The sequence below is a fragment of the Cupriavidus sp. 05N39 genome (assembly GCF_056397325.1).
Map to the genome: position 1 here is coordinate 104,119 of NZ_JBFTNE010000006.1, position 23,921 is coordinate 128,039.

The 23,921-nt window shown below is 65.6% G+C and carries 20 protein-coding genes and 2 pseudogenes; 9 read left to right on the forward strand and 13 right to left on the reverse strand.

What is annotated here, in order from left to right; genetic code table 11:
* Positions 1-7: 7 nt before the first annotated feature.
* Together AC1DN0_RS04985 and AC1DN0_RS04990 are read left to right on the forward strand one after the other, a co-directional pair.
* Entirely contained in the window at positions 8-703 is a 696-nt protein-coding gene (locus AC1DN0_RS04985; RefSeq protein WP_477145577.1) for a transglycosylase domain-containing protein, read from the forward strand.
* A 958-nt stretch (positions 704-1,661) separates the two neighbouring features.
* Positions 1,662-2,735, forward strand: a pseudogene (locus AC1DN0_RS04990) (IS110 family RNA-guided transposase).
* A gap of 446 nt (positions 2,736-3,181) precedes the next feature.
* On the opposite strand, the gene AC1DN0_RS04995 reads toward AC1DN0_RS04990, so the two are convergent.
* The 5 genes from AC1DN0_RS04995 to AC1DN0_RS05015 form a co-directional block, all read right to left on the reverse strand.
* The gene (locus AC1DN0_RS04995) at positions 3,182-3,406 is read right to left on the reverse strand and encodes a formate dehydrogenase subunit delta (protein WP_441626536.1); all 225 of its coding nucleotides are present in this window, start codon (positions 3,404-3,406) and stop codon (positions 3,182-3,184) included.
* Positions 3,403-4,275, reverse strand: coding sequence for a formate dehydrogenase accessory sulfurtransferase FdhD (fdhD, locus tag AC1DN0_RS05000; RefSeq protein ID WP_441626538.1), 873 nt, complete (start codon positions 4,273-4,275; stop codon positions 3,403-3,405). The genes AC1DN0_RS04995 and fdhD overlap by 4 nt, the downstream gene beginning before the upstream one ends.
* Positions 4,272-7,127, reverse strand: a complete 2,856-nt coding sequence (gene fdhF, locus AC1DN0_RS05005) for a formate dehydrogenase subunit alpha (RefSeq protein ID WP_477145578.1) — start codon at positions 7,125-7,127, stop codon at positions 4,272-4,274. Before fdhF ends, fdhD begins: the two co-directional genes overlap by 4 nt.
* 88 nt (positions 7,128-7,215) lie before the next feature.
* Entirely contained in the window at positions 7,216-8,769 is a 1,554-nt protein-coding gene (locus AC1DN0_RS05010; protein WP_441626542.1) for a formate dehydrogenase beta subunit, read from the reverse strand.
* Complete coding sequence (locus tag AC1DN0_RS05015) at positions 8,766-9,275, reverse strand: formate dehydrogenase subunit gamma (RefSeq protein ID WP_045236679.1); 510 nt, start codon at positions 9,273-9,275, stop codon at positions 8,766-8,768. The genes AC1DN0_RS05010 and AC1DN0_RS05015 overlap by 4 nt, the downstream gene beginning before the upstream one ends.
* 243 nt (positions 9,276-9,518) lie before the next feature.
* Between AC1DN0_RS05015 and AC1DN0_RS05020 the strand changes: the two are divergent.
* Positions 9,519-10,535, forward strand: a pseudogene (locus AC1DN0_RS05020) (substrate-binding domain-containing protein); the annotation flags it as partial.
* Here the strand turns inward: AC1DN0_RS05020 and fdxA are convergent.
* From fdxA to AC1DN0_RS05040, 4 genes are all read right to left on the reverse strand, one after another.
* Positions 10,532-10,876: a ferredoxin FdxA gene (gene fdxA, locus AC1DN0_RS05025; protein ID WP_441626546.1), complete on the reverse strand. Its 345-nt coding sequence runs from the start codon at positions 10,874-10,876 to the stop codon at positions 10,532-10,534. The pseudogene AC1DN0_RS05020 and the gene fdxA sit on opposite strands and share 4 nt — an antisense overlap.
* 132 nt (positions 10,877-11,008) lie before the next feature.
* The gene (locus AC1DN0_RS05030; protein WP_441626548.1) at positions 11,009-11,329 is read right to left on the reverse strand and encodes a hypothetical protein; all 321 of its coding nucleotides are present in this window, start codon (positions 11,327-11,329) and stop codon (positions 11,009-11,011) included.
* Positions 11,330-11,422: 93 nt separating this feature from the next.
* Complete coding sequence (locus AC1DN0_RS05035) at positions 11,423-13,120, reverse strand: M30 family zinc metallopeptidase (RefSeq protein ID WP_441626550.1); 1,698 nt, start codon at positions 13,118-13,120, stop codon at positions 11,423-11,425.
* Between the two features lie 188 nt (positions 13,121-13,308).
* Entirely contained in the window at positions 13,309-14,607 is a 1,299-nt protein-coding gene (locus tag AC1DN0_RS05040) for a cation:proton antiporter (RefSeq protein ID WP_441626552.1), read from the reverse strand.
* A gap of 193 nt (positions 14,608-14,800) precedes the next feature.
* Between AC1DN0_RS05040 and AC1DN0_RS05045 the strand changes: the two genes are divergently transcribed.
* Positions 14,801-15,685: an alpha/beta hydrolase gene (locus AC1DN0_RS05045; protein WP_441626554.1), complete on the forward strand. Its 885-nt coding sequence runs from the start codon at positions 14,801-14,803 to the stop codon at positions 15,683-15,685.
* A complete protein-coding gene (locus AC1DN0_RS05050; protein ID WP_441626556.1) occupies positions 15,682-15,870 on the forward strand; it encodes a DUF1289 domain-containing protein in 189 nt (62 codons plus the stop codon). Before AC1DN0_RS05045 ends, AC1DN0_RS05050 begins: the two co-directional genes overlap by 4 nt.
* Before the next feature lie 76 nt (positions 15,871-15,946).
* Here the strand turns inward: AC1DN0_RS05050 and ppk2 are convergent, their stop codons facing one another.
* The 4 genes from ppk2 to hisN form a co-directional block, all read right to left on the reverse strand.
* Positions 15,947-16,864 carry a polyphosphate kinase 2 gene (gene ppk2 / locus AC1DN0_RS05055; protein WP_428180675.1) on the reverse strand — a complete coding sequence of 306 codons (918 nt, stop codon included), beginning with the start codon at positions 16,862-16,864 and terminating at the stop codon, positions 15,947-15,949.
* A gap of 83 nt (positions 16,865-16,947) precedes the next feature.
* The gene (locus AC1DN0_RS05060; RefSeq protein WP_441626558.1) at positions 16,948-17,967 is read right to left on the reverse strand and encodes a transporter; all 1,020 of its coding nucleotides are present in this window, start codon (positions 17,965-17,967) and stop codon (positions 16,948-16,950) included.
* Positions 17,968-18,085: 118 nt separating this feature from the next.
* Positions 18,086-19,339 carry an Hsp70 family protein gene (locus AC1DN0_RS05065; RefSeq protein WP_441626560.1) on the reverse strand — a complete coding sequence of 418 codons (1,254 nt, stop codon included), beginning with the start codon at positions 19,337-19,339 and terminating at the stop codon, positions 18,086-18,088.
* Positions 19,340-19,458: 119 nt separating this feature from the next.
* A complete protein-coding gene (gene hisN, locus AC1DN0_RS05070) occupies positions 19,459-20,250 on the reverse strand; it encodes a histidinol-phosphatase (RefSeq protein ID WP_441626562.1) in 792 nt (263 codons plus the stop codon).
* Between the two features lie 401 nt (positions 20,251-20,651).
* Between hisN and AC1DN0_RS05075 the strand changes: the two genes are divergently transcribed.
* From AC1DN0_RS05075 to AC1DN0_RS05090, 4 genes are all read left to right on the forward strand, one after another.
* Positions 20,652-21,290, forward strand: coding sequence for a cytochrome b/b6 domain-containing protein (locus tag AC1DN0_RS05075; protein ID WP_441626564.1), 639 nt, complete (start codon positions 20,652-20,654; stop codon positions 21,288-21,290).
* Positions 21,291-21,335: 45 nt separating this feature from the next.
* Positions 21,336-22,109: a molybdopterin-dependent oxidoreductase gene (locus tag AC1DN0_RS05080; protein WP_441626566.1), complete on the forward strand. Its 774-nt coding sequence runs from the start codon at positions 21,336-21,338 to the stop codon at positions 22,107-22,109.
* Positions 22,110-22,173: 64 nt separating this feature from the next.
* A complete protein-coding gene (locus tag AC1DN0_RS05085) occupies positions 22,174-22,440 on the forward strand; it encodes a pentapeptide MXKDX repeat protein (protein ID WP_441626568.1) in 267 nt (88 codons plus the stop codon).
* A 411-nt stretch (positions 22,441-22,851) separates the two neighbouring features.
* On the forward strand, positions 22,852-23,921 hold a 1,070-nt coding region (locus AC1DN0_RS05090; RefSeq protein WP_477145579.1), incomplete at its 3' end, for a tripartite tricarboxylate transporter permease.

Consider the following 23,921-nt stretch of genomic DNA (forward strand, 5'->3'; position numbering starts at 1 on the left):
ACTGCCCATGGAACGCCTCTGGTCGAATTTTCTCAAGCTGGTGCTGCTGCTGACACTGGGCACAGCCCTGCTCGGCACGCTCGCCGTGCTCGTCGCTCAGCGCCAGCTGCCCACGCTGGACGCGCTCACCGCTTTCCGCCAGTCGCCGGGCTACGTGCCCATCGGCGAGATACCGCCCAAGCTCACGCAGGCGGTGGTGGCCATCGAGGACGAGCGTTTCTACCTGCATGACGGCATCGACTATGTCGGCGTGATACGCGCCGGCGTGGCCAACTTGTCGGATGAACTTTCGCAGGGCGCTTCCACAATCACCATGCAGGTGGCGCGCAATTTCTTTCTCTCGCGGGAGAAGACCTACACGCGCAAGCTGTACGAGTATCGCAACGAGCATGCCTTGAGGCATGCCTTGAGCAAGGACGAGATCCTCGAGGTCTATATGAACAAGGTGTACCTTGGGCAGGGAGCTTATGGTTTTGCCGAGGCGGCCGAGACTTACTTTGGCAAGCCGGTGGCGGAGCTGACGCTGGCCGAATGTGCGATGCTGGCCGGGTTGCCCAAGGCGCCTTCGGCGAATAATCCGGTGGTGAATCCCCGGCGGGCGCGGCAGCGGCAGGCTTATATCTTGTTGCGGATGATGGAGTTGGGGAGGATTGGGAGAGGGGAATATGATGCGGCGTTGTTGGAGCCGTTGAGGTTGAAGTAGGTGGTGGATTGGTGTTTGGGGTTGGTTCGTGGCTGGTCGAACCGGTACCGGCGGAAGCGCGCCTGCGCGCTGGGCGTGCGACGAAACTCTCGGTCTCCGGGAGGCCTATTTCTCTGCTCGCTTGGGGGTGGTCGCTGTTTTTTTGAGCGGTGGTGGCATGTTGCACTCAAAGGAATACGACATCCCCCTGCGGGGGACGCCGGTCACTCTTCTTTGCTTCGGCAAAGAAGACTAACGAGAAGAAAGCCGACCCTGCCGGGAGCAGAGCAATCGCGAGTGCGAGGGACGCTGGTTTCGTCGTACGGCCACAGTTCTGCTGGCATCTGCCGTTGCCAGCTTGCAGGGCATCGCAATGGCACGACCCATGGGTTTCGTGGTGATGCCCCCGACCTCGTGCGCAGTGACCATTCCCACATCTGCCGCTACCGGCACGGACCACCACGACACATCACATGCCCATGGTTTCGTGGTGGGGCGGGCGCGGTGGTGAAGGCCTCGGGCATATCACCCGGTGCCACCGCGCCCACGACGGAACCGGACCGCCTGCAACTTCGTGGCCGCCCACTTCGCGAGCGACAGACGGCTCGAAGTCTGTGATGTCTGCTACCGGGGGCCCCACCACGAATCCCGGAAGCTGGCAGCATCGTGGCCAGTCAAGCCGGTACCGGCAGAAGCCCGCCGGCACTCTGGGCCGCACGACGAAACCACCGATATCCGAGAGCCTGATTGCTCTGCCCCCGGCAGGGTCGGCTTTCTTCTCGTTAGTCTTCTTTGCCGAAGCAAAGAAGAGATGGTATGAACGCGCCCCGTCCCCGCAGTGGAGCGCGAGGTGGCGAGACGGTAGTGTGGGTCGGGCAGAAAAGAGTCTGATGAGAGGGGGGTCCCTCCAGACCGAACGGCATCGCAATGTGCCAGAGTGGAAGATGTCACCACCACTACAGGAACGGAGGGACCCGAAATGAATGCTATGACATTTGGGCTGGATATTGCAAAGCATGTGTTCCAGCTGTACTGGGTTGACCCTGAGACTGGCGAGATTCACAACCGGCGATTCCAGCGTCAAAAGCTGATCGAGTTTCTAGCTCAGCACAWAGGACGCGTGGCGTTGGAGGCATGCGGCAGCGGGCACTGGTGGGCCCGCAAGCTCATGTCGCTCGGGTACGAGGTGAAGCTGCTGCACGCGAAATTCGTTCGGCCATTCGTGCAGACCAACAAGACCGATGCCGCAGACGCGCGAGCGATCTGGACCGCGGCACAACAGCCGGACATGCCTGCGGTGACGCCAAAGACGGTGGAGCAGCAGGCCACGCTGGTGTTGCATCGGATGCGCGAGCAGCACATCAAGATGCGGACCATGATGATCAATGCCCTGCGTGGGGCGCTCTATGAGTTTGGCTTGAGCTTCAAAAAGGGGCGTCAGGCGGGCTTGGCGGAAATGCGCGAGCGGTTGGCCGAAGTCGAGCAAGACGTGCCCGCGAGGATGTTCGAAGCGTTGCGCGAGCAGTTCGACTTGATCGGCCGCCTGGACAAGGGTATCGAGGGGCTGGAGGGACAAATCAAGGCCTGATCCCAGACGCAGCCAGAGTGCCAACGGCTGATGACAATTCCGGGAATCGGCATGCTCACGGCCACAGCACTGGTCGCGACTATCGGCGATGCGCGCGGCTTCCGATCGGGGCGGCAACTGTCGGCCTAACTCGGGCTGGTGCCGCGTCAGCACGGCACTGGGGGCGAGGTGCGCCTGGGCGCGATCAGCAAACGCGGTGACCGCTATCTACGCATGCTGCTGATCCATGGCGCCAGGGCAGTCCTGTTCCGAGCCAAGGACAAAGGCTTGTGGTGCGAGCAACTGGCACGCCGACGGCCCACCAACGTGACGGTGGTGGCGCTAGCCAACAAGGCGGCGCGAACTGCGTGGGCCGTGCTGATGGGCAATGAGCCGTATGAAAGAAACCATGAGTTAAAGAAAGCCGAGAGGGCCAAGCAAACGGCGAATTCCGCACTAGGCCAGCTCCGCCTACAACGACCGTAGGCGGAGCTGGCCTAGCCGCGGCTTGCAAGCAAGGTTACTGAATTCGACTAGAAGGTTGCGACGGTAGATGAGCGAGATGGCAAGACAGGTTGGACCGCAAGAGCTGGACCCTGATCGGTCACTGGTGCTTCGAGCACGCTGAAGAGGTAAGGGCCGCTCTTGGCGAATTCCATCGGGGCCGCAGGCTTGGCCTGCACTAGGCCGGATATAAGTCTGCAACCAACCCTGATCGAGCATCGCGTGACATTTACCTAGCAAACCGGGGCGCGTTCATATAAGTGACCGGCGTCCCCCGCAGGGGGATGTCGTACGCTCTTGGGTGCAACATGCCACCACCGCTCAAAGAAACAACGACCACCCCAGCAGGCGAATGTCGTATGGCTGTTGGGTGCAATAACCACCACCGCTCAAAAAAAACAACGACCACCCCCAACAACCTCCCCCCATCACTCCAACACCCCCCGATGCCGAGTCACCGCCAACAGGACAATCTCGTCCAGCCCGGCATCCTCACCACTGTCCATCCGCGCCAGCAACGCGCGCCGCATACGCGGCTCCCAGAAACGCTTGATATGGCTGGCGATATCCGCCACCGCTTCCTCGCGGTCCGGCATGGCCTCGAAGAAGGTGCCAATCTGGTTCGCCATCTTGACAAGGTTATCGGAGTTCATGCCTGTTCCGTCCTGCTGTGCAAACGTTGGGGATGAGAGTAGACCACGTGGCGCCCGGCGCGCACAAAACCGGCCAGCGTAACGCCGGCATCGAGCGCCAGACGCACCGCCAGCGCGGTCGGGCCTGAGACGGCGGCCAGCACGCCAACGCCGGCACTGGCGGTCTTCAGCACCATTTCGTAGCTGGCGCGGCTGGTGACCAGCACGGCGCCGCGCGAGCGGTCCTCGCCAGTGCGTGCCAGCGCGCCGATCAGTTTATCAAGCGCGTTGTGGCGGCCCACGTCTTCGCGGACCAATGCTACCTGGCCGTCAGCGCGCAGCCAGGCGGCGGCGTGCGTGGAGCCGGTATGGCGCAGCAGTTCCTGGCGCGTCTGCAACTGCCCGAACGCGGCGTACAGCACCGCATCGCTGAAGCTCGCCTTGCTGCTGACCGGCGCCGGCGCGCGCATGACTTCCTGCAGCGATTCCGTGCCGCACAGCCCGCAGCCGGTGCGGCCCGCCATGGCGCGGCGCCGATCCTTGAGCGCGGCGAAGGCTTCCGCCGCAATGCGCAACTGCACCGCGATACCCTCGGGACGGACCTCGGTCTCAATCTCATAAACGTCGCGCGGGCTGGCCACCAGCCCTTCGCTCAGGCTGAAGCCCAACGCGAAGTCTTCGAGATCGGCCGGCGAGGCCAGCATGACCGCATGCGAGATGCCGTTGTACTCGAGCGCGACCGGCACCTCCTCGGCGATCTCGTCGTCCTCCAGCGCCAGCTCGCCCAGGCGGCAGCGATTGACGGCGAAGGTGCTGTGCGTAGGCGGCTCGGCATCGCTGAAAGACGCCACCGCATCGGGCCTGGCCATGGCGAGTTCGCAGAGCGTCATGCCGAACCCGCCTCGGCGCTGGCCGCCTGCAGCAACTGCATCTGCTGCTCGTGGAAGTCGCGGTACTGCCGCTGCCATTCGGACGGCTGCGCCACCGGCATCACCTGCACCGCGGTGACCTTGTACTCGGGGCAGTTTGTGGCCCAGTCCGAGTTGTCGGTGGTGATCACGTTGGCGCCGGACTCGGGGAAGTGGAAGGTGGTATAGACCACGCCCGGCTGCATGCGCTCGCTGACGATGGCGCGCAGCACCGTTTCGCCCGCGCGGCTTTGCACGCCAACCCAGTCCCCGTCCTTGATGCCGCGTTCCTCGGCGTCGTGCGGATGGATCTCCAGCCGGTCTTCGTCGTGCCACTTCACGTTGTCGGTGCGCCGCGTCTGCGCGCCCACGTTGTACTGCGACAGAATGCGGCCCGTGGTGAGGATCAGCGGGAACTTGCGATTCACCCGCTCGGCGGTGGGCACGTAGCGCGTGATGATGAACTTGCCCTTGCCGCGCACGAATGCGTCGATATGCATGGTGGGCGTGCCCTCGGGCGCAGCGTCGTTGCACGGCCACTGGATGCTGCCGAGTTCCTCCAGGCGCTGGTAGCTGACGCCACTGAAGGTGGGGGTCAGCCGCGCGATCTCGTCCATGATCTCGGACGGATGCTTGTAGTCCATCGGATAGCCCAGCGCGATGGACAGCAGCACGGTGGCTTCCCAGTCGGCATAGCGCGCCTTGGGCGGCATCACTTTGCGCACGCGCGAGATGCGGCGTTCGGCGTTGGTGAAGGTGCCGTCCTTTTCCAGGAAGGACGAGCCCGGCAGGAACACGTGCGCGTACTTGGCGGTCTCGTTGAGGAAGATGTCCTGCACCACGATGCATTCCATCGACGACAGCGCGGCTGCCACGTGCTGCGTATTCGGGTCGGACTGCACGATGTCCTCGCCCTGGCAGTACAGGCCCATGAAGCTGCCCGACAGCGCGGCCTCGAACATGTTGGGAATGCGCAGGCCCGGCTCCGGGCTGATCTCCACGTTCCAGGCGGACTCGAACAGGCCGCGCGTGGTGGAGTCCGATACATGGCGATAGCCCGGCAGCTCGTGCGGGAAGGAGCCGATATCGCAGGAGCCCTGCACGTTGTTCTGGCCGCGCAGCGGATTCACGCCCACGCCTTCGCGGCCGATATTGCCGGTGCACATGGCCAGGTTGGCGATGCCCATCACGGTGGTGGAGCCCTGCGCGTGTTCGGTCACGCCCAGGCCGTAATAGATCGCGGCGTTGCCGCCGGTGGCATACAAGCGCGCCGCGCCGCGCAGTTGTTCGGCGGGGATGCCGGTAATCTCGGCCATCGCTTCCGGCGAGTTCTCCGGCAGCATGACGAAATCGCGCCATTGCTGGAACGCACGGTCCTCGCAGCGCTCGGCGATGAACGATTCGGCCATCAGGCCTTCGCTCACGATCACGTGCGCCATCGAGGTCACGACGGCGACATTGGTGCCGGGGCGCAGTTGCAGGTGGAAGTCGGCGCGCACGTGGGGCGAGTCGACCAGGTCGATGCGGCGCGGATCGATCACGATCAGCCTGGCGCCGGCGCGCAGGCGCTTTTTCATGCGCGAGGCAAACACCGGATGGCCATCGGTGGGGTTGGCGCCCATCACCATGATGACGTCGGCCTTCTCCACCGAGCGGAAGGTCTGCGTGCCGGCAGATTCGCCCAGCGTCTGCTTGAGGCCGTAGCCGGTGGGCGAGTGGCAAACCCGCGCGCAGGTATCGACGTTGTTGTTGCCGAAGGCGGCGCGCACCAGCTTTTGCACCAGGTAGCCTTCCTCGTTGGTACAGCGCGAGGACACGATGCCGCCGATGGAGTCGCGGCCATGCCTGGCCTGGATGCGCTTGAACTCGGAGGCCGCGTGGCTGATCGCCTCTTCCCACGACACTTCGCGCCACGGGTCGGTGATCCTGGCWCGGATCATCGGGTTCAGGATGCGGTCCTTGTGGGTCGCGTAGCCAAAGGCGAAACGGCCCTTCACGCACGAGTGGCCCTCGTTGGCCTGGCCGTTCTTGTACGGCACCATGCGCACCACTTCATTGCCCTTCATCWCCGCCTTGAAGGCACAGCCCACGCCGCAGTAGGCGCAGGTGGTGACCTTGCTGTGCTCGGGCTGCCCCATGCGGATGATGGAGGTTTCGGCCAGCGTGGCGGTGGGGCAGGCCTGCACGCAGGCACCGCACGACACGCAGTCGGAATCCATGAAGCTGTCGCCCTGCCCCGCCGTCACGCGCGAGTCGAAGCCGCGGCCGCTGATGGTGAGCGCGAAGGTGCCCTGGGTTTCCTCGCAGGCGCGCACACAGCGGTTGCACACGATGCACTTGGAGGGATCGTAGGTGAAGTACGGGTTGGATTCGTCCTTGGCCTCGGCACGGTGGTTGGCGCCGTCGTAGCCGTAGCGCACTTCCCGCAGGCCCACCACGCCGGCCATGTCCTGCAGTTCGCAGTTGCCGTTGGTGGGGCAGGTCAGGCAGTCGAGCGGGTGATCGGAGATATACAGCTCCATCACGCCACGGCGCAGGTCGGCCAGCTTGTCGGTCTGCGTCTTCACTTTCATTCCGGCTTCGGCCGGGGTCGTGCACGAGGCCGGGAATCCGCGACGGCCTTCGATTTCGAGCAGGCACAGGCGGCACGAGCCGAAGGACTTGAGGCTGTCGGTGGCGCACAGCTTGGGCACGTTCACGCCCGCCTGCACGGCGGCCCGCATCAGCGAGGTGCCGGCGGGCACGGTGACGTCGACGCCGTCGATCTCAAGGGTGACCTGCTGTTGCGAATCGCTGGCCGGCGTGCCGAAATCGATTTCGTTTCGTGTATTCAAGGCGGACTCCCGCTGCGGCCGCGGGCCGCGTACTGGTGATTCAGAGGGCGCAGAGGCAGCGCCGGTTCGGTATGCCGTAGCGCTGCGTTCACGCAGCCTTGGCTGGCACGGCCACGCCAAAGTCTTCCGGGAATCCGTCGAGCGCCGACAGCACCGGGTACGGCGTCATGCCGCCCATGGCGCACAGCGATCCGCCCAGCATGGTGTCGCACAGGTCGCGCACCAGCTTCACGTGCCTGACCGGCTGGTCGCCCGCGATGATCTTGTCGATCACTTCGACGCCGCGCGTCGAGCCGATCCGGCACGGCGTGCACTTGCCGCAGGATTCGATGGCGCAGAACTCCATCGCGTAGCGCGCCTGCTTCGCCATGTCGACGGTGTCGTCGAACACCACGATGCCGCCGTGACCCAGCACCGCGCCGAAGGCCGCGAACGCTTCGTAGTCCATCGGCGTATCCAGCCGCGAAACCGGCAAGTAGGCGCCCAGCGGACCGCCCACCTGCACCGCGCGGATCGCCCGCCCGCTGCGCGTGCCCTGGCCATAGTCCTCCAGCAGCTCGCGCAGGGTCACGCCGAAGGCTTTCTCCACCAGCCCGCCCTGCCGCACATTGCCAGCGATCTGGAACGGCAGCGTGCCGCGCGAGCGGCCCATGCCGTAATCGCGGTAGAACTGCGCGCCGCGCGCGAGGATCAGCGGCACGGTGGCCAGCGAGATCACGTTGTTGATGATGGTGGGCTTGCCGAACAGGCCTTCGATCGCCGGCAGCGGCGGCTTGGCGCGCACCACGCCGCGCTTGCCTTCGATGCTCTCCAGCAGCGCCGTTTCCTCGCCGCACACATAGGCGCCCGCGCCCTTGCGCACCTCCAGGTGGAAGCGCCGGCCGCTGCCGCGGATATCGTCGCCCAGCCACCCGGCGGCATGGGCGATGCCGATGGCCGCTTCCAGCATGGCAATGGCGTGCGGATATTCCGAGCGCACGTAGATATAGCCGTGCTGCGCACCCACCGCGAGGCCGGCGATGGTCATGCCCTCGATCAGCATGAAAGGATCGCCTTCCATCACCATGCGGTCTGAGAAGGTGCCCGAGTCGCCCTCGTCGGCGTTGCAGACCACGTATTTGGTGGGTGACTGCGCGTTCAGCACGGTCTGCCACTTGATGCCGGTGGGAAAGGCTGCGCCGCCGCGGCCGCGCAGTCCGGAATCGGTCACTTCGCGCACGATCTGCGCACCGTCCAGCGCCAGCGCGCGGGTCAGGCCGGCGTAGCCCTCATGCGCGATGTAGTCATCCAGCGAGAGCGGATCGGTAATGCCCATGCGGGCGAAGGTCAGGCGCTCCTGCCCCTTGAGGAAAGGGATCTCCCCGGTGGGGCCGAGCGCCAGCGCGTGCGCCCCGCCCGCCAGGAAGCCGGCGTCGAACAAGGCGGCGACATCGTCCGGCGTGACCGGACCATAGGCCACGCGTCCGGCGGCGGTCTGCACCTCGACCAGCGGTTCCAGCCAGAACATGCCGCGCGAGCCGTTGCGCACCAGCTCCACGGTGGCGCCGCGCGCCGCGGCTTCGCGCGCGATGGCGCGCGCCACGTCGTCGGCGCCCATGGCGAGCGCGCTGGAATCGCGGGGAACGAAGACGGTCACGCTCATGCCTGCACCTCCGCTGCCCGATCCTGCGACGCATCCGCGCAAGCCTTGACCAAAGCATCGAAACGCTGCGGCGTCACGCGGCCTACCAGTTGCTCGCCGACCATCACGGCCGGGCCGCAGGCGCACTGGCCCAGGCAATAGACCGGCTCCAGCGTGAACTCGCCATCGGCGGTGGTTTCATGAAACCCGCAGCCCAGCACGCGCTCGGCGTGGGCGGCAAGCGCCTCGCTGCCGACCGACTGGCACGCTTCGGCACGGCAGACCTGGATCACATGCCGGCCCGGCTTGCTGTCGCGGAAGTGATGGTAGAAGGTGACCACGCCGTGTACCTCGGCGCGCGACAGGTTGAGCGCGCGGGCGATCTCGGGCAGGGCGTCGGCGGGCACGTAGCCTACCGCGTCCTGGATCTCGTGGAGGATCGGCAACAAGGCGCCCGGCATGTCGCGGCGCGTGGCTACGATGTGCGCGATCCGGTCGCGCCGGGCTTCAGCAGCTGGTGAGGACATCGGGTCTCCTGGTGACGCAGCACGGCCCGGCGCTAAAAATGGACCCAAAGTCCGGGGCCGGGGGCAGACGGTGTGGCGCATTGGCTTGCGCGTCTGGCCAGGAACTGCTGCGGGGCGCGGCAAACCGGTTTCCGGCTGCCACTATATATGCTATTTTTTTCATATCTTGGGGGCACTGAACGGGCATAAGCCATGTCGCCTTGCTGTTTTAGCTGGCCTTTTTCGGTTTATCTGCCTCTTTGAGCGTTGCTGGGTCTGATTGAAAGCACCGGCAGCATCAGCCAGTCGGCGCAGGCAACCGGGCTGTCCTACCGTTACGCCTGGGGCATCCTGCGCGATGCGGAGGCGCTGTTCGGCGGCGCGCTGATTGCCAAGACACGGGGTCGCGGCACGGCGCTCTCGCCACTGGCCCAGCAACTGGTGTGGGCCAGCAAACGCATTGCCGCGCGGCTGTCCCCCACGCTGGAAAGCCTGGCGTCGGAACTGGAGATAGAGCTGAAGAAGCTGGTCGACCAGTCAGGCCCCACGCTGCGGCTGCACGCCAGTCATGGTTTCGCGGTGGCCGCGTTGCACGATTTCCTGGATGCGCACCAGGTTCGCCACGACCTGAAGTATTGCGGCAGCCTTGAGGCGGTTGCGGCACTTGCGCAGGGCGCTTGCGATATAGCAGGCTTTCATGTCCCGATCGGCGAGTTCGAGCAAAAGACGCTGGATCGCTTCGCCACGTGGATCCGCCCGGAGACGCATCTGCTGATCCACCTGGCGGTGCGCTCGCAAGGCATCTTCGTGCGCCCCGGCAATCCGCTGGAGGTCAACACGCTGCAGGACCTGTGCCGCGCCGATGTGCGCTTCGTCAACCGGCAGACCGGTTCCGGCACGCGGCTGTTGCTGGACCTGATCCTGGAAGCACGCGGCATCGACAGCAGCCGGATCGAGGGCTATAGCAATGGCGAGTTCACCCATGCGGCGGTGGCTGCCTATATCGGCAGTGGCATGGCCGATGCGGGGTTCGGCGTGGAAACGGCGGCGCGGCGCTTCGGGCTGGATTTCGTGCCAGTGCTCAAGGAGCGGTATTTCTTTGCGATCGAGCGGGAGCGCCTGCAGAGCCCGGCGCTTGCCGGCGCCGTGGCGGCGCTCAGGAGCGGCAGCTTCCGGCAGGTGGTGGATGCCCTGCCCGGCTACGACGGCAGCCTGACCGGCACGATACTGACGCTGGACGAAGCCTTTCCCGAGGACGCCGGGGGACGCGGCCAGGGCTAGGACTGCGCGGCATCCTTGAGCAGCATGGGCAGCTTGTTGTCCCGCCCGGCCCATTGTTCGTGCCCGGGCAGCGGGCCCTTGGCCTTGAGCAGCGGCTTCCAGCCAGCCTGGCGCGAGAGTTCAGCGTTGAGGGCCAGGAAATGCTGCTGGCCGGCTGGCAGATCCTCGTCCGAGTAAATCGCGCCCACGGGACACTCGGGCACGCACATCGAGCAATCGATGCATTCGTCGGGGTTGATCACAAGGAAATTCGGCCCTTCGTGCAAGCACGACATAGGGCAGACATCGACGCAGTCGGTGTAGCGGCACTGGATGCAGGCATCCGTAACGACGAAGGTCATAAGGCTGGGAGGCGCGGAAAGACAGCGGCAAGGATAGCGTTGCCGCGCCCGCACGGGGGAGACGTGCTTTGTGCGAGTCAGTCAAAAGACTTCATGTGCGCCATCAGGATCTTGCAGCCTGCCGGCGTCCGCCTACCGCCAAGGTGCGCCCGGCGCGGCGTCCACATGTTCGACGCGAATGGCCGGCGCCCAGGTGCCTGGCTGGTTTGCGCGCAGCACCACGCCGGTTACTGTCACCCGCTGGCTGCCCAGGGCCTGGGCCTGTTCCACGGGGAATTTTTCGAGAACCCATGCCTCGCCGTCGGCGGTAACCAGCATAGGCTGCTGGAACAGCGCGCTGCCCTTGACCATGACCGTGCCCGTCAACGCAATGGACCTGCCGGCGGGCACCGCATGCACACACGCGGCAAGCACGACGGACAGTGCGGCAATCAGGATCAGGATTCGGTGCATGAGGTTCGATGGGTTGGCGGGCCGGGCGGCGGATGCCGCCGCCCGGGGGCCGCCGGAGGCGATCCGGCGTGTCCGCGCGTTGCGCGCTCAGTATCAGTACACCACTACGGACAGCGTGGTGCCAGCCGGCACGCGCACCGTTTCGCTGTACGTCGTGCCCACATTGCCGCGGACTACCGGGAAGCTGCCGTACGGCTGCAGCGTGGCGGCAACCGCGCTGGGCAGCTTGCGCACCGAGCGGTACTTGGCCAGGTCCGGATCGATCAGCGGCAGCGTAAAGCCGCCGTCGACGCGGGCCGGGTAGCCGTATCGCGCCGGCGACGAGGCCGCGGGCATCAGCGAGTTGCTGGTGACGGTCCAGCGCAACAGTTCCTGGTCGAAGCCGGAGTCCGGACGCGCCGCCTTGATGGCCTGGTCGAGCACGGTCTTCGAATCCATGCTGCTGGTGCGGTTCAGCAGATCCTTGTAGAAGGCCAGGCCAAGCTGCCGGTCGAGGAAGCCGCCAAAACTGCCCGACACCGAATAGCTCTCGCAGGTCGCGCCGAAACCGGTGAACTGCAGCAGATTGCAGTTGAAGTTGCCATTGCCTTGCGACAGGTAGTCGAGGAAGCGCACGTCACGGATCGCGTTATAGCTGGAATCGATGCTGTAGCTGGCGAAGTCCTCCATCATCATCGCGGACATTTCTTCCAGCCAGGTATCGAATGCATACTTCTGACCGGCCTTGACGCCGCGGCGATAGAAGTTCTGCATATGCATTCCCTCATGCGCCATGGTCATCTTCATTGCCTTCATGCCTGCTGCGCCGGCCAGCTGGAGCGTCTCGGAGTCGAGATAGAGCGACAGCGATTCGTTGCTGCGCGCATCCGAGGCAGCCGTCAGGTTATGCAGTCCCCAGAAATAACCCACGGTACCGCCCGCCTTTCCATTCTTGTCGAAGTTGAGGATGACGATATCGATCGGCTGGCCGCTGGCGGCAATCAGGTTGTTGTAGCTGTGCGCGCCCCACAGCGGGCCGCCGACCTGGGTCAGCATGTCGTAGATGCCGCCGGCGCCGACGAAACTGGTGAGCAGATCGTTGACGATTGGGCTGCCGATGTTGGACGCTTCGGCGTTTTCCACCCAGATGTTGACGACCGTCCCATCGCTTGCAGGCAGTTGCTGGGTCAGCGTAGCCAGGCGGCGCGTGCCGTCAGTGTGATACCAGGTCTTCGTGGAATTGAGCGCGGAAGCGTGCGGCGGCGGCGGCGCCATCTCGGAAAAGCTGGCAACGCGCTTGCCGCCGGCCAGTGCCGCCCAGCCGGCGCGATTGAACTCGGCGATATCGCGCCGCGTGCGCTCGTCCTGCGTGGACGACAACGACTCGGCCGACTGGATCGAGAGATTGGCCAGTTCGGACTGGATGACCGACAGCGACAGCGCCGGCATGGCTTGCTCGGCCGCGCCATTGGTGTAGAGCAGCGTCACCGATTTTCCGCTCACGCCACCGATGGAAATCGGCAGATCGGCTGCGGCGCCGGTGGTATTGGAGGCCGACCAGACGCCGACACCCGAGCCCGAGTAATTGCTGCCGTCCGCGGCGCTGCAGCCGTTGCAGGCCGGAGCGAGGGCCGGCATGACCGGCACCGCGGGCACAGAGGGCACAACGGGCGCAGCGGGTACGCTGCTGACCGGCGCGGCCGTCTGGCTGGTAGCGGGTGCATCGCCACCGCCGCCGCAGGCGGCGACCGAGGCGGCGGCAAGCCATGCTGCGAGCAAGCCTGCGCGGAGGCGGAAAGTGGTTCCCGTCATACTGAAAGCTCCGATTTTTGTTCTTTGGGCGCCGGCACCGGCGGAAGATGCCGGGGCCAGCACAAATATCGGCATCCGGGGACAAGAGCTTTAGGAACCGGCGTCATCGCAGAGCGTGCAAACCGTCCTGGCATGGGCACGGCGCGGACCGCGCAATCGTGCAGGAGGTGGCCGCGAAGCCGGCGGCTTCAGGCCTTGGCGGCACCGCGCCAGCGCCGGTACATGGCCATCAGCGGCGTCGCCGATGAACCATGCAGGGCCACCGACAGCACCACCACGCACAGCGTGGCGTCGGCCAGCAGGGCCACGTAGCGGGGATCGGCGCCGTGCGCCAGGGCAAAGGCGAGGTAATAGACCGAGCCGATGCCGCGCACGCCGAACCAGGCAATGAGCCGCCGCTGCGCTGGCTGCAGCGCGACCCCGATGGTGGATATCGCGACGGCAAGCGGACGCACGGCCAGGATCAGCGCGAGCCCCAGGGCCAGGTATTCCCCGCGCAGCAGCCGCGTGGAAAGCAAGGCGCCCACCACCACCATCACGCTAAGCTCGGCGAGCCGCTCCAGGTCCAGCGAGAACTCGCTGACGGTATGCGCCAGGTAAGCGGCGGCCTTGTCCTGGTGCACGGCCACGCGCTCATGTTCGGCAGGCGTCATTGCGCCCAGCACTTCGTCGGGCGCGACGTCCTGGTTCTCCTCGTGTTCGACGTGACGCATGGCGATGCCGGCGGCGAACACCGCCAGGAAGCCATAGCCATGCACCGCCAGCGCGGTGCCGTAAGCCAGCCCGATCAGGCCGATGGTGAAGAAGCTCTCCATCCCCAGGGCGCCGCCCAGGCGCTTGCGCAGCGCCAGCACCACGCGGCTGCACAGCCAGCCCAGCCCCCAGCCCACCGCCAGCCCCGCCAGCGTGGCCCACAGCAGGTCGAGCCATAGCCAGCGCAGCCAGGCAGCGCCCGGCAGGCTAAGCGCCAGCATGACGAAGGGAAAGGCGGCGCCATCGTTCAGCCCGCCCTCCCCGCTCAGGCTGAACCGCGTCCGGTCACGGTCCTGCGTGTCGTCGACCTGCACATCGGAAGCCAGCACCGGATCGGTGGGCGCCAGGATAGCCGCCAGCAGCAATGCCACGCCGGGCGGCAGCCCCATTGCCCAGATCCCGATGACAGCCAGCATGGCAATGGTGAGCAACATGCCCAGCGTGGCCAGCCGCAGCGGAAGGCGCCAGATGCGATCGCGCGGATGCGCGCGCAAGCGCAAACCCACCGCGAACAGCGAGACCAGCAGGGCGATTTCCGTAACGATCTCCAGCACCGCCACATGCTCGCGACGGGTGATATCGAAATGGATCAGACCGAAGCCGAACGGGCCCAGCAACATGCCGAACAGCAGGTAAAGCGCGGAGAACGAAATGGGCAGGCGCTTCACCACCGAGCCGATCAGCCCGATGGCGACAAGCAGCGCGCCGATGATCCATGCCCAGGTGCCGAACAAGCGATATCTCCCATGGCGAGCGCGTTCACGAAAGGACGCCGGCCGCAGGTCCGCGCGGGCAGGCTGGCACGGCAAACCCGTGGCGCCAGGCCCCGCGGCGCGCTACAACAAGGGGACACCGTACGTCTATGCAAGGTATATGCAAGAATGACCGGCGGCGCTTGAAAAAATCACCTGCCAGGAAGCCTAGCCCATGCCCAGACCGCGCTTTCTTTCACTGCTGCCGGTGCTGCCGCTGATGGGGCTGGGCGCGTGCTCCACGTCGGACGTGCTGAATGGCCTGACCCAAAGCAATGCCTATGCCCTCACCGCCAGCGTGCCCTATGCCGACGGCGCGCGCGGCAAGCTCGACATCTATGCGCCCCGCGAGCCGGCCTGCTCCGGCAAGGCGCCGGTGGTGGTGTTCTTCTACGGCGGCACCTGGAACAGCGGCGAGCGGGCCGACTACGCCTTCGTCGCGGCAGCCCTGGCCGCGCGCGGCATCCTGACCGTGATTCCGGACTATCGACTCTACCCCGAGGTCAGCTATCCGGATTTCCTGGTGGACAACGCCCGTGCCGTCGCCTGGACACGGCGCGAGATCGCCAAATACGGCGGCGATCCGCAACGGCTGTTCGTGATGGGACACAGCGCGGGCGGCTACAACGCCGCCATGCTCGCGCTCGATGCGCGCTGGCTTGCCCGCGTCGACCTGAGCCCCGGCCAGTTGCGCGGCTGGATCGGGCTGGCCGGGCCCTACGATTTCCTGCCGATCGTCAACCCGCAGGCGAAACCGGTGTTCCATCACCCCGACTACCCGCCCGGCTCCCAGCCTATCGACCATGCCGACGCGCGTTCGCCGGCCGCCTTTATCGGCGTGGACGAAGGCGACCGCCTGGTCAACCCGCAGCGCAACTCAGCGCAAATGGCCCAGCGCCTGGAGCGCAACGGCGTGCCTGTGCAGTACCGCAGCTATGCGCGGCTCTCCCACACCTTACTGATCGGTGCCTTCTCCGACCCGCTGCACTGGCTGGCCCCGGTGCGCGACGATGTCGCCGACTTCATCCTCCGGCGCGCCGATTGCGGGAGCGCCACATGAATGTGAAATCGCCCTGCATCAAGATCTGCAAGTTCGACGACGCGACCGGCTACTGCAGGGGCTGCCTGCGCACGCGCCCGGAATGCAAGGCGTGGAAGGCACTCAAGAAGAAGCGCCGGCGGAAGATCATCGAAGCCAGGCCGCGGCGCGAGGCCGAGTTGCGGCAAGCGAAGAAGACGGACTGAGGCGAGACGGAAGCGCAGGCTTCCGCCTCGCCCGGAGATCGGGCAGGGCAATGCTGGCGCGGCCCTGCCCGGATGATCAATAGACTTCCGGCACGATCATGGTGTCCGGCACCGGCTGGCGCATGTAGTCCTCGTGCCGCTCGCGCTGCGGCAGCACCACGGGCGGCTGCGCGCGCTCCTCGTAAGGCATCTGCCGCAGCAGGTGATGGATGCAGTTAAGGCGCGCCTTTTTCTTGTCGACCGCCTGCACCACCCACCACGGTGCCTCGTCGATATGCGTGCGCTCCAGCATGATTTCCTTGGCACGGGTGTAGTCCTCCCAGCGCCGGCGGGATTCGAGATCCATCGGGCTGAGCTTCCACTGCTTGAGCGGATCGTGGATGCGGCTCAGGAAGCGCAGGTGCTGCTCCTCGTCCGAGATCGAGAACCAGTACTTGATGACCTGGATGCCCGAGCGCACCAGCATGCGCTCGAACTCCGGCACCGACCGGAAGAACTCTTCGTACTGGTCGTCGGTGCAGAAGCCCATCACGCGCTCGACGCCGGCGCGGTTGTACCAGCTGCGGTCGAACAGCACGATCTCCCCCGCCGCGGGCAAGTGCGAGACATAGCGCTGGAAATACCATTGCGTGCGTTCGCGATCGTTGGGCGCGGGCAGCGCGGCCACACGGGCCACGCGCGGGTTGAGCCGCTGGGTGATGCGCTTGATCACGCCCCCCTTGCCCGCCGCGTCGCGCCCCTCGAACAGGATCACGACCTTGTGGCCGGTCTCCACCACCCAGCTCTGCAGCTTGACTAGTTCGCCCTGCAGGCGGAACAGTTCGCGGAAATACTGTCGGCGCGCGGCACGCTCTTCATCGTCCAGCCCGCCGCCGCCCTCGCCGAACAGCGTATCGACATGGTGGTCTTCCAGCTCCAGTTCGAGTTCTTCATCATAGTGATCGGCCACCTCGCGGTGGATGCGCCGAATCAGCTCGTTCTCGTCTGGTCTCATCGCTCACTCCTGTTCGCAACAACGCGGTGCCTGGCAGGCTAGCAGCAGGTTATGACGCCCGCATGAAATCCGTCCCCGGGACGCTAGTAATCCCCCTGCTTGCGGAAAGCCCAGCGGCCGGCCAGCACGGTGAAACTGGCCACCAGCACCACCAGCACCCAGAAGCCGTGCGGATGATCGGCCAGCGGAATGCCGCCCACATTCATGCCGAAGAAACCCGCCACGATATTGATCGGCAACGCCAGCACGGTGACCAGCGTCAGCGTGAACAGCGTGCGGTTCGTCTGCTCGTTGAGCTTGGCCGCGATTTCTTCCTGCAACAGCTTGATGCGCTCGACCAGCGCCGCCAGGTCGTTGAGCACCAGCGAGAACTCTTCCGTCGAGTCGCGCAGGTCCTGGATATCCTGCTCCTGCAGCCACGCCGGCGGTCGGTTGAGCAGGCGGAACAGCGCGCCGGGCTCGGGCGCGAGCAGCCGCTGCAGGCGCACCAGTCCGCGCCGCATGGAGCCGAGTTCGGCGCGGTTGCCATGCAGGCGCTGCGAGAGCAGGCGATCCTCGACCTGGTCCACGGTGCCGCTGGTTTCGCGCACGATGCGCACCAGCACATCGGCCTGGTCGCGCAGCAAATGCACCAGCAGCGCCAGCGGCGTGTGGAACAGCTCGCCCTGCCGCACCGAGGCGCGCAACTGGTCGACCGAGCGCAAGGGCTTCATGCGCGCCGTCACCAGGATGCGGCGGTCGGCGCAGGCCCATAGCGTGGAGATGTCGGTGGAACTCACGCCGAAGTTGTAGATCACGTCGTTGACCACCGCAAGGAGCGCCACGTCGAGCCGCTCGATGCGGGTGGAACGCGAGCCTTCGCGCAGTGCTTCGAAAAAACCTTCTGGCAGGTCGAGCTGGTTCTTCAGCCAGCGCTCGCAGGCGCTGTGCGACAGGTTGAAGTGCAGCCAGAGAAACTCGTCGCCCGGCGGGGGCTGCTTGAGCCACATGGCCGCGGCGGCGGAATCCATGGGCTGGCCCGGCTCGCCGGGCAGGAAGCGGAAGCCGCTGACCAGACCGACCGGATCGGAGCCGTAGCTGGCTTCGACGATACCCGCATGCATGTGGTGCCTCTTCGAAAGCGCGTATTCGCGAAGATGGGACATTAGCATGAGGGGATGAACGCATGAAGGCCGGCGCGCGGCGCCGGCCTTCATTGGGTCACTGCCGGACGCGAAGCGCTTAGCCGAACTTGCGGCGCGCATCCAGCGCGAGGCCGGAGCCAATGCCGCCGAACAAATCGCCCTCGATCCGCTGCGCCCCCGGGATCAGTTCGGACAGCCGCTCGCGCAGCAGGGGCACGCTGCTCGAGCCGCCGGTAAACAACACCGTGTCGATCGCGTCAGCCTGCACGCCCGCATCGCGCAGCATCGCTTGCACCGTTACCTCGGTCTTGCCGACCAGCTTGCCGATGGACTGGTCAAAGTCCACCCGGGTGATCGCCATGGTTTCTCCCGGCGCGATACGTCCCAGGTCGAGTTGCGTCTGTGCTTCGCCCGACAAGGCAATCTTGGCCGCTTCCACCTGGATCGCCAGCCAGTGGCCGGCGCGCTGCTTGATCAGGCTGATCAGGCGGTCGAGCTTTACCTTGTCGGCCGCATCGCGATAGTTGTCCATCACGTGCGACCACGCCTTGCGCGTGTACACCAGGTTGATGGTGTGCCAGCTGGCCAGGTCGAAATACTGCCCCGAAGGCATCGCCTTGCCGTTGCGCAGTTCGCTGCCCAGCCCCAGGAACGGCATCACGCTCGCCAGGCTGAGGCTCTTGTCGAAATCCGTGCCGCCGATGTGCACGCCGCCATTGGCCAGGATATCGCCACGGCGGTCGGTCTTGCCGGCGCGCTCTGGCGACAGGCGGACCAGCGAGAAGTCCGAGGTGCCGCCACCGATGTCGGCCACCAGCACCAGTTCCTCGCGGGAGATCGTGGCTTCGTAGTCGAAGGCCGCGGCAATCGGCTCGTACTGGAACTCGATGTCCTTGAAGCCGGCGTCCGCGGCAATCTCGCGCAGCGTCTGCTCGGCAAGCTGGTCGGCCTTCGGGTCTTCGTCGATGAAGAACACGGGGCGCCCCAGCACGACCTTGTCGAAACCCGCGCCGGCCGAGGTCTCCGCGCGCTGCTTGAGTTCGCCGATGAAATGCGACAGCAGTTTGCGGAAAGGCATGGCCTGGCCCATGACTTCGGTGCTGTCTTCCATCATCGAAGTGCCCAGCAGGCTCTTCAGCGAGCGCATCAGCCGGCCTTCATAGCCTGCCAGGTAGTCGCCGAGCGCGGCCCGGCCGTAGCTGACCAGCGGATCCTCCGAATGAAAAAAGATCACCGAAGGCAGCGTGAACCTGCCATCTTCCAGCGGCAACAGCGTGGGTTGTCCCGGCCGGCACCAGCCCACCGTGGAATTGGACGTGCCGAAATCGAGGCCGCAAGCGTTTGACATCATGTTTCTGGTTTCTTCCCTACTGCATAGTTAAGTCCGGGTCGGGATGGCTTTTCCCGCGCCGGATGTCGCGGCCAGCATGATAGCAAGCCCTGCATCCTCACACGCGGCCTTCGACGTGATCAGACAGGCGCATTCAGCAGCGCCAGTATCTGCTGGTGCAATTGCCGGTCGCCGCAGGCCACCACGGTGCCGCCCTGCTGTGCGTCGCCGCCGGTCCAGCTCGTCACGACGCCCCCGGCGCCTTCCACGATGGGAATCAGCGCCTGCACATCGTAGGCCTTCAGGCCGGCTTCCACCACCGCATCCACATGGCCCGCGGCGACCATGCAATAGGCGTAGCAATCACCGCCATAGCGCTGCATCCTGGCGGCATCGGCCACGCGGCGGAACGCGGCGAACTGCGCCGCATCGTCGAACATTTCCGGCGTGGTGCACATCACCTTGGCCTGCGACAGGTCGGCGCAAGGCCGCGTACGCAGAAGCTCGCCGTTAAGCCAGGCCTGCCGGCCGTCGCCGCTGAAGCGCTCGCGCGTGAACGGCTGGTCCATGATGCCGAGCACCGGACGCTGGCCATCGTTGAGCGCGATCAGCGTGCCCCACAGCGGCAGCCCGGTGATAAAGGCACGGGTGCCGTCAATGGGGTCGAGCACCCAGGTCAGTGGCGAGCTGCCGGCCACGCGGTCTTCTTCCTCGCCCAGGATGCCGTGCTCCGGATACCGTGCCCGGATCAGGTCGCGCATGGCGCGCTCGGCCGCCTTGTCGGCCTCGGTGACCGGATCGAAGCGGCGGCCGCCCTTGTCCTCCACCGCAGGCGCGCTACGGAAGTACGGCAGGCTGGCGTTTCCCGCCGCCTGCGCAAGGCCAGTGGCGAAGTCCATGTATTCGATAAGCTGCTCGGCGGTCAGAGGCATGCGGAGATCCTGGGTCCGTGGATGGTGGCTGGGAGACGGATGGCGCGGCGCGGCCGAAGCCAGCACGCGCAGCGTTGCGTTGGGCGCGCTGCCCGCCAGCATTGTAGCGGCACCCGCGGCCGGACTTCCCAGGCCGGAGCGGCCAGGCAGGGATTACCTTTGGTGTCCCGCCGGCACGGTGCTACTGTGAAGCGTGGGTAGCCGCCCATGCGTCGCCCGACAGTCCGTTCTTCCTTCTGCCGAGCCAGCCGAGTGACTTTTGGGATACCCATTGCCGACGCGCCCGCGTGCCAGAAAAATTTCCCGTTTCGCGTGTAAGTTCGTGCCGCCACCGTCGACAAAGGCACACAAACCGTTTGCATCAGCACGCGCTGCCGCCACGGGAACATTGGAGAACGACGGTGGATACTGCCTCCCAGCTATCGCGGCCCGCGCCCGGCCGCCACGGACATGCGTCCGCCCCCATCCAGCCGGCATGGGTACGCCTGACCCACTGGCTCAACGCCATCGCCATCATCATCATGGTGATGAGCGGCTGGCGCATCTATAACGCATCGCCGCTGTTCGGCCTGCACTTCCCCAAGGGCATCACGCTCGGCGGATGGCTGGGCGGCGCGCTGCAATGGCACTTCGCGGCCATGTGGCTGCTGGTCGCCAACGGGTTGTTCTACCTGCTGATGAACGTCATTACCGGACGATTCCGCCGCCGCTTCCTGCCGCTGTCGGTGCGCGAGGCATTGCGCGATGTGGCCGCGGCGCTGCGTGGCAGGCTGGCGCACCCGGACCTGGCCCAATACAACGCGGCCCAGAAGGCCATGTATCTCGGCGTGGTGCTGGTCATCGTGCTGACGGTGCTGTCCGGCCTGGCGATCTGGAAATCGGTGCAATTCCCGCTGCTGCGCGAGCTGATGGGCGGCTACGACGCCGCGCGCTGGGTCCATTTCGTGTGCATGAGCGCCATTGTGCTGTTCACCGCCGTGCATGTGGCCATGGTTGCGCTGGTGCCGCGGACCTTGCTGATCATGCTGCGCGGCCACTGAACGCCATCCCGCCGAATCCAGAGAGCCGCCTCGCGGAGAATCACCATGAACAAACCCAAACCCATCGTCACGCTCGACCGGAACCTGATCCTGCACGATGCCGTGCGCGAACTCGATATGCCCTCGCGCCGCCTGTTCGCCAAGCGCGCCGTCACGCTGGGCGGCCTGTCGATGCTGACCGGCTGCAGCCTGACCGACGATGCCTCGGTGGAACGCTTCCTTAACGCGGTATCGCGCTTCAACGATCGCGTGCAAGGCTGGCTGTTCGATCCCGGCCGGCTCGCGCCTACCTACGACGAATCCCGCATCACGCGGCCCTTCCCGTTCAATGCTTTCTACGGCGAAGACGAAGTGCCCGAGGTCGACGCCGGCGACTTCCGCCTGGAAGTGGGTGGCCTGGTGGCACGCAAGGCGTCCTGGACGCTCGAGCAGCTCTACGCGCTGCCGCAAACCTCGCAGGTCACCCGGCATATCTGCGTGGAAGGCTGGAGCGCCATCGGCAAGTGGGGCGGCACGCCCTTCTCCGAGTTCCTGCATCGCGTGGGCGCCGACACCAGCGCGAAGTATGTGGGCTTTCGCTGCGCCGACGATTACTTCACCAGCATCGACATGCCCACCGCGCTGCACCCGCAGACGCTGCTGACCTTTACCTACGACGGGCAGACACTGCCGCCCAAGTACGGCTTTCCGATGAAGCTGCGCATGCCGACCAAGCTTGGCTACAAGAACCCCAAGCACATCATGGCGCTGTACGTCACCAACACGTATCCCGGCGGTTACTGGGAAGACCAGGGATACAACTGGTTCGGCGGATCCTGATCCGCTTGAAATTGGCCGGCATGGTGCCGGCTTGCACACCGGCTATCAGCCCAAGGAGAACACCATGAACAAACTGTTCGCAACCGCCCTGCTCTCAACCACCATGCTGTTTGCGGGCCACGCCTTCGCCCAGGACGCCATGAAGAAGGATGCCGCTCCCATGGCCAACGACAGCAGCATGGCAAAGGACACCATGAACAAGGACGCGATGAGCAAGGACAAGACGAAGAAGAGCAGCGACAAGATGAGCAAGGACAAGGCGGGCAAGGACAGCATGAGTAAGGACAGCATGAGCAAGGATGCCATGGGCAAGGATGCAATGAAGCAGTAAGCGGAAGGGCAGCCTGCCGGGCTGGCTGGCTGGCTGGCTGGCTGGCTGGCGGCCGGCAATGTGACGACGCCCCGTCTTTTGCGCGGGGCGTCGGTGTTTCGGTCATGCGGGAACCGCAAGCGCCACTCGCGGCGCATCGGAATGCATCGGGACATACCCGCAGCGGCGTCCGCTGAAAGCCGGATGAAAGCACGCAAGCCTACCGTGCTTGGTAAGCCATTGAGGCGCGCCCGACGTGCGCGCACCTGCTGTCGATGACGATCTGCGGGGGAAACCTGCACAGCGACCCGCTGCGCCGGCGTCCTCCGATTCGCGCGCCAATTCAAAACACAGCGCGCGGCCTGGCATGCGGACTCCGCCTTACGGCGGATGCTCCGCCCGGGTTTCACTGCAGGCGAGGGAGACAGCCTCATGGAACTATTCGAACACCTGGCCCTTGGGTTCTCCACGGCGCTGACACTGCAAAATCTTGGCTACTGCTTCCTCGGCTGCCTGCTGGGAACGCTGATCGGCGTGCTGCCCGGCATCGGGCCGCTGGCCACCATCGCCATGCTGCTGCCGGTGACCTACACACTACCGCCGGTGGCCGCGCTCATCATGCTGGCCGGTATTTATTACGGCGCGCAGTACGGCGGCTCCACCACCGCCATCCTGGTCAACCTGCCGGGCGAATCGTCGTCCGTGGTGACCACCATCGACGGCTACCAGATGGCACGGCGAGGGCGAGCGGGCGTGGCGCTGGCCACCGCCGGCCTGGGCTCGTTCTTTGCCGGCTGCGTGGCTACCCTGATCCTTGCCGCATTTGCTACGCCGCTGTCGGAACTGGCGTTCAAGTTCGGGCCCGCGGAGTACTTCTCGCTGATGGTGCTGGGCCTGATCGGTGCCGTGGTGCTGGCCTCGGGCTCGCTGCCCAAGGCGGTAGCCATGATCGTGCTGGGGCTGCTGATGGGCCTGGTCGGAACCGACGTGAATTCGGGCGCGGCGCGCTTCTCCTTCGACATTCCGGAACTGACCGATGGCGTCGACTTCGTCGCGCTGGCCATGGGCATGTTTGGCTTCGCGGAGATCATCGCCAACCTGGAACAGAAGGAGCACCGCGAGACCTTCACCGATCACGTCACCAACCTGTGGCCGACCAAGGCCGACTTCAGGCGCATGGCGCCTGCCGTGTTGCGCGGCACGTTCCTTGGCTCCGCGCTGGGCATCCTGCCGGGCGGTGGTGCTGCGCTGGCTTCGTTCGCGGCCTACTCGCTGGAAAAGAAAACCTCGAAGTACTCGCATGAGTTCGGCAAGGGCGCCATCGAGGGCGTGGCAGGTCCGGAATCGGCCAATAACGCCGCGGCCCAGACCTCCTTCATCCCGCTGCTGACGCTGGGCATTCCGCCCAACGCGGTGATGGCGCTGATGGTGGGTGCGATGACCATCCACAACATCCAGCCGGGCCCGCAGGTCATGACCAGCAACCCCGCGCTGTTCTGGGG

What these genes read in the sequence shown, in the direction of transcription:
- AC1DN0_RS05050 (WP_441626556.1), top strand. Translation starts at nt 15,682, where the DNA reads ATGAATGTGAAATCGCCCTGCATCAAGATCTGCAAGTTCGACGACGCG.
- fdxA (WP_441626546.1), bottom strand. Translation starts at nt 10,876, where the DNA reads ATGACCTTCGTCGTTACGGATGCCTGCATCCAGTGCCGCTACACCGAC.
- ppk2 (WP_428180675.1), bottom strand. Translation starts at nt 16,864, where the DNA reads ATGAGACCAGACGAGAACGAGCTGATTCGGCGCATCCACCGCGAGGTG.
- AC1DN0_RS05030 (WP_441626548.1), bottom strand. Translation starts at nt 11,329, where the DNA reads ATGCACCGAATCCTGATCCTGATTGCCGCACTGTCCGTCGTGCTTGCC.
- AC1DN0_RS05080 (WP_441626566.1), top strand. Translation starts at nt 21,336, where the DNA reads ATGAACAAACCCAAACCCATCGTCACGCTCGACCGGAACCTGATCCTG.
- AC1DN0_RS05060 (WP_441626558.1), bottom strand. Translation starts at nt 17,967, where the DNA reads ATGCATGCGGGTATCGTCGAAGCCAGCTACGGCTCCGATCCGGTCGGT.
- hisN (WP_441626562.1), bottom strand. Translation starts at nt 20,250, where the DNA reads ATGCCTCTGACCGCCGAGCAGCTTATCGAATACATGGACTTCGCCACT.
- AC1DN0_RS05035 (WP_441626550.1), bottom strand. Translation starts at nt 13,120, where the DNA reads ATGACGGGAACCACTTTCCGCCTCCGCGCAGGCTTGCTCGCAGCATGG.
- AC1DN0_RS04985 (WP_477145577.1), top strand. Translation starts at nt 8, where the DNA reads ATGGAACGCCTCTGGTCGAATTTTCTCAAGCTGGTGCTGCTGCTGACA.
- AC1DN0_RS05065 (WP_441626560.1), bottom strand. Translation starts at nt 19,339, where the DNA reads ATGATGTCAAACGCTTGCGGCCTCGATTTCGGCACGTCCAATTCCACG.
- AC1DN0_RS05010 (WP_441626542.1), bottom strand. Translation starts at nt 8,769, where the DNA reads ATGAGCGTGACCGTCTTCGTTCCCCGCGATTCCAGCGCGCTCGCCATG.
- AC1DN0_RS05015 (WP_045236679.1), bottom strand. Translation starts at nt 9,275, where the DNA reads ATGTCCTCACCAGCTGCTGAAGCCCGGCGCGACCGGATCGCGCACATC.
- AC1DN0_RS04995 (WP_441626536.1), bottom strand. Translation starts at nt 3,406, where the DNA reads ATGAACTCCGATAACCTTGTCAAGATGGCGAACCAGATTGGCACCTTC.
- fdhD (WP_441626538.1), bottom strand. Translation starts at nt 4,275, where the DNA reads ATGACGCTCTGCGAACTCGCCATGGCCAGGCCCGATGCGGTGGCGTCT.
- AC1DN0_RS05085 (WP_441626568.1), top strand. Translation starts at nt 22,174, where the DNA reads ATGAACAAACTGTTCGCAACCGCCCTGCTCTCAACCACCATGCTGTTT.
- AC1DN0_RS05045 (WP_441626554.1), top strand. Translation starts at nt 14,801, where the DNA reads ATGCCCAGACCGCGCTTTCTTTCACTGCTGCCGGTGCTGCCGCTGATG.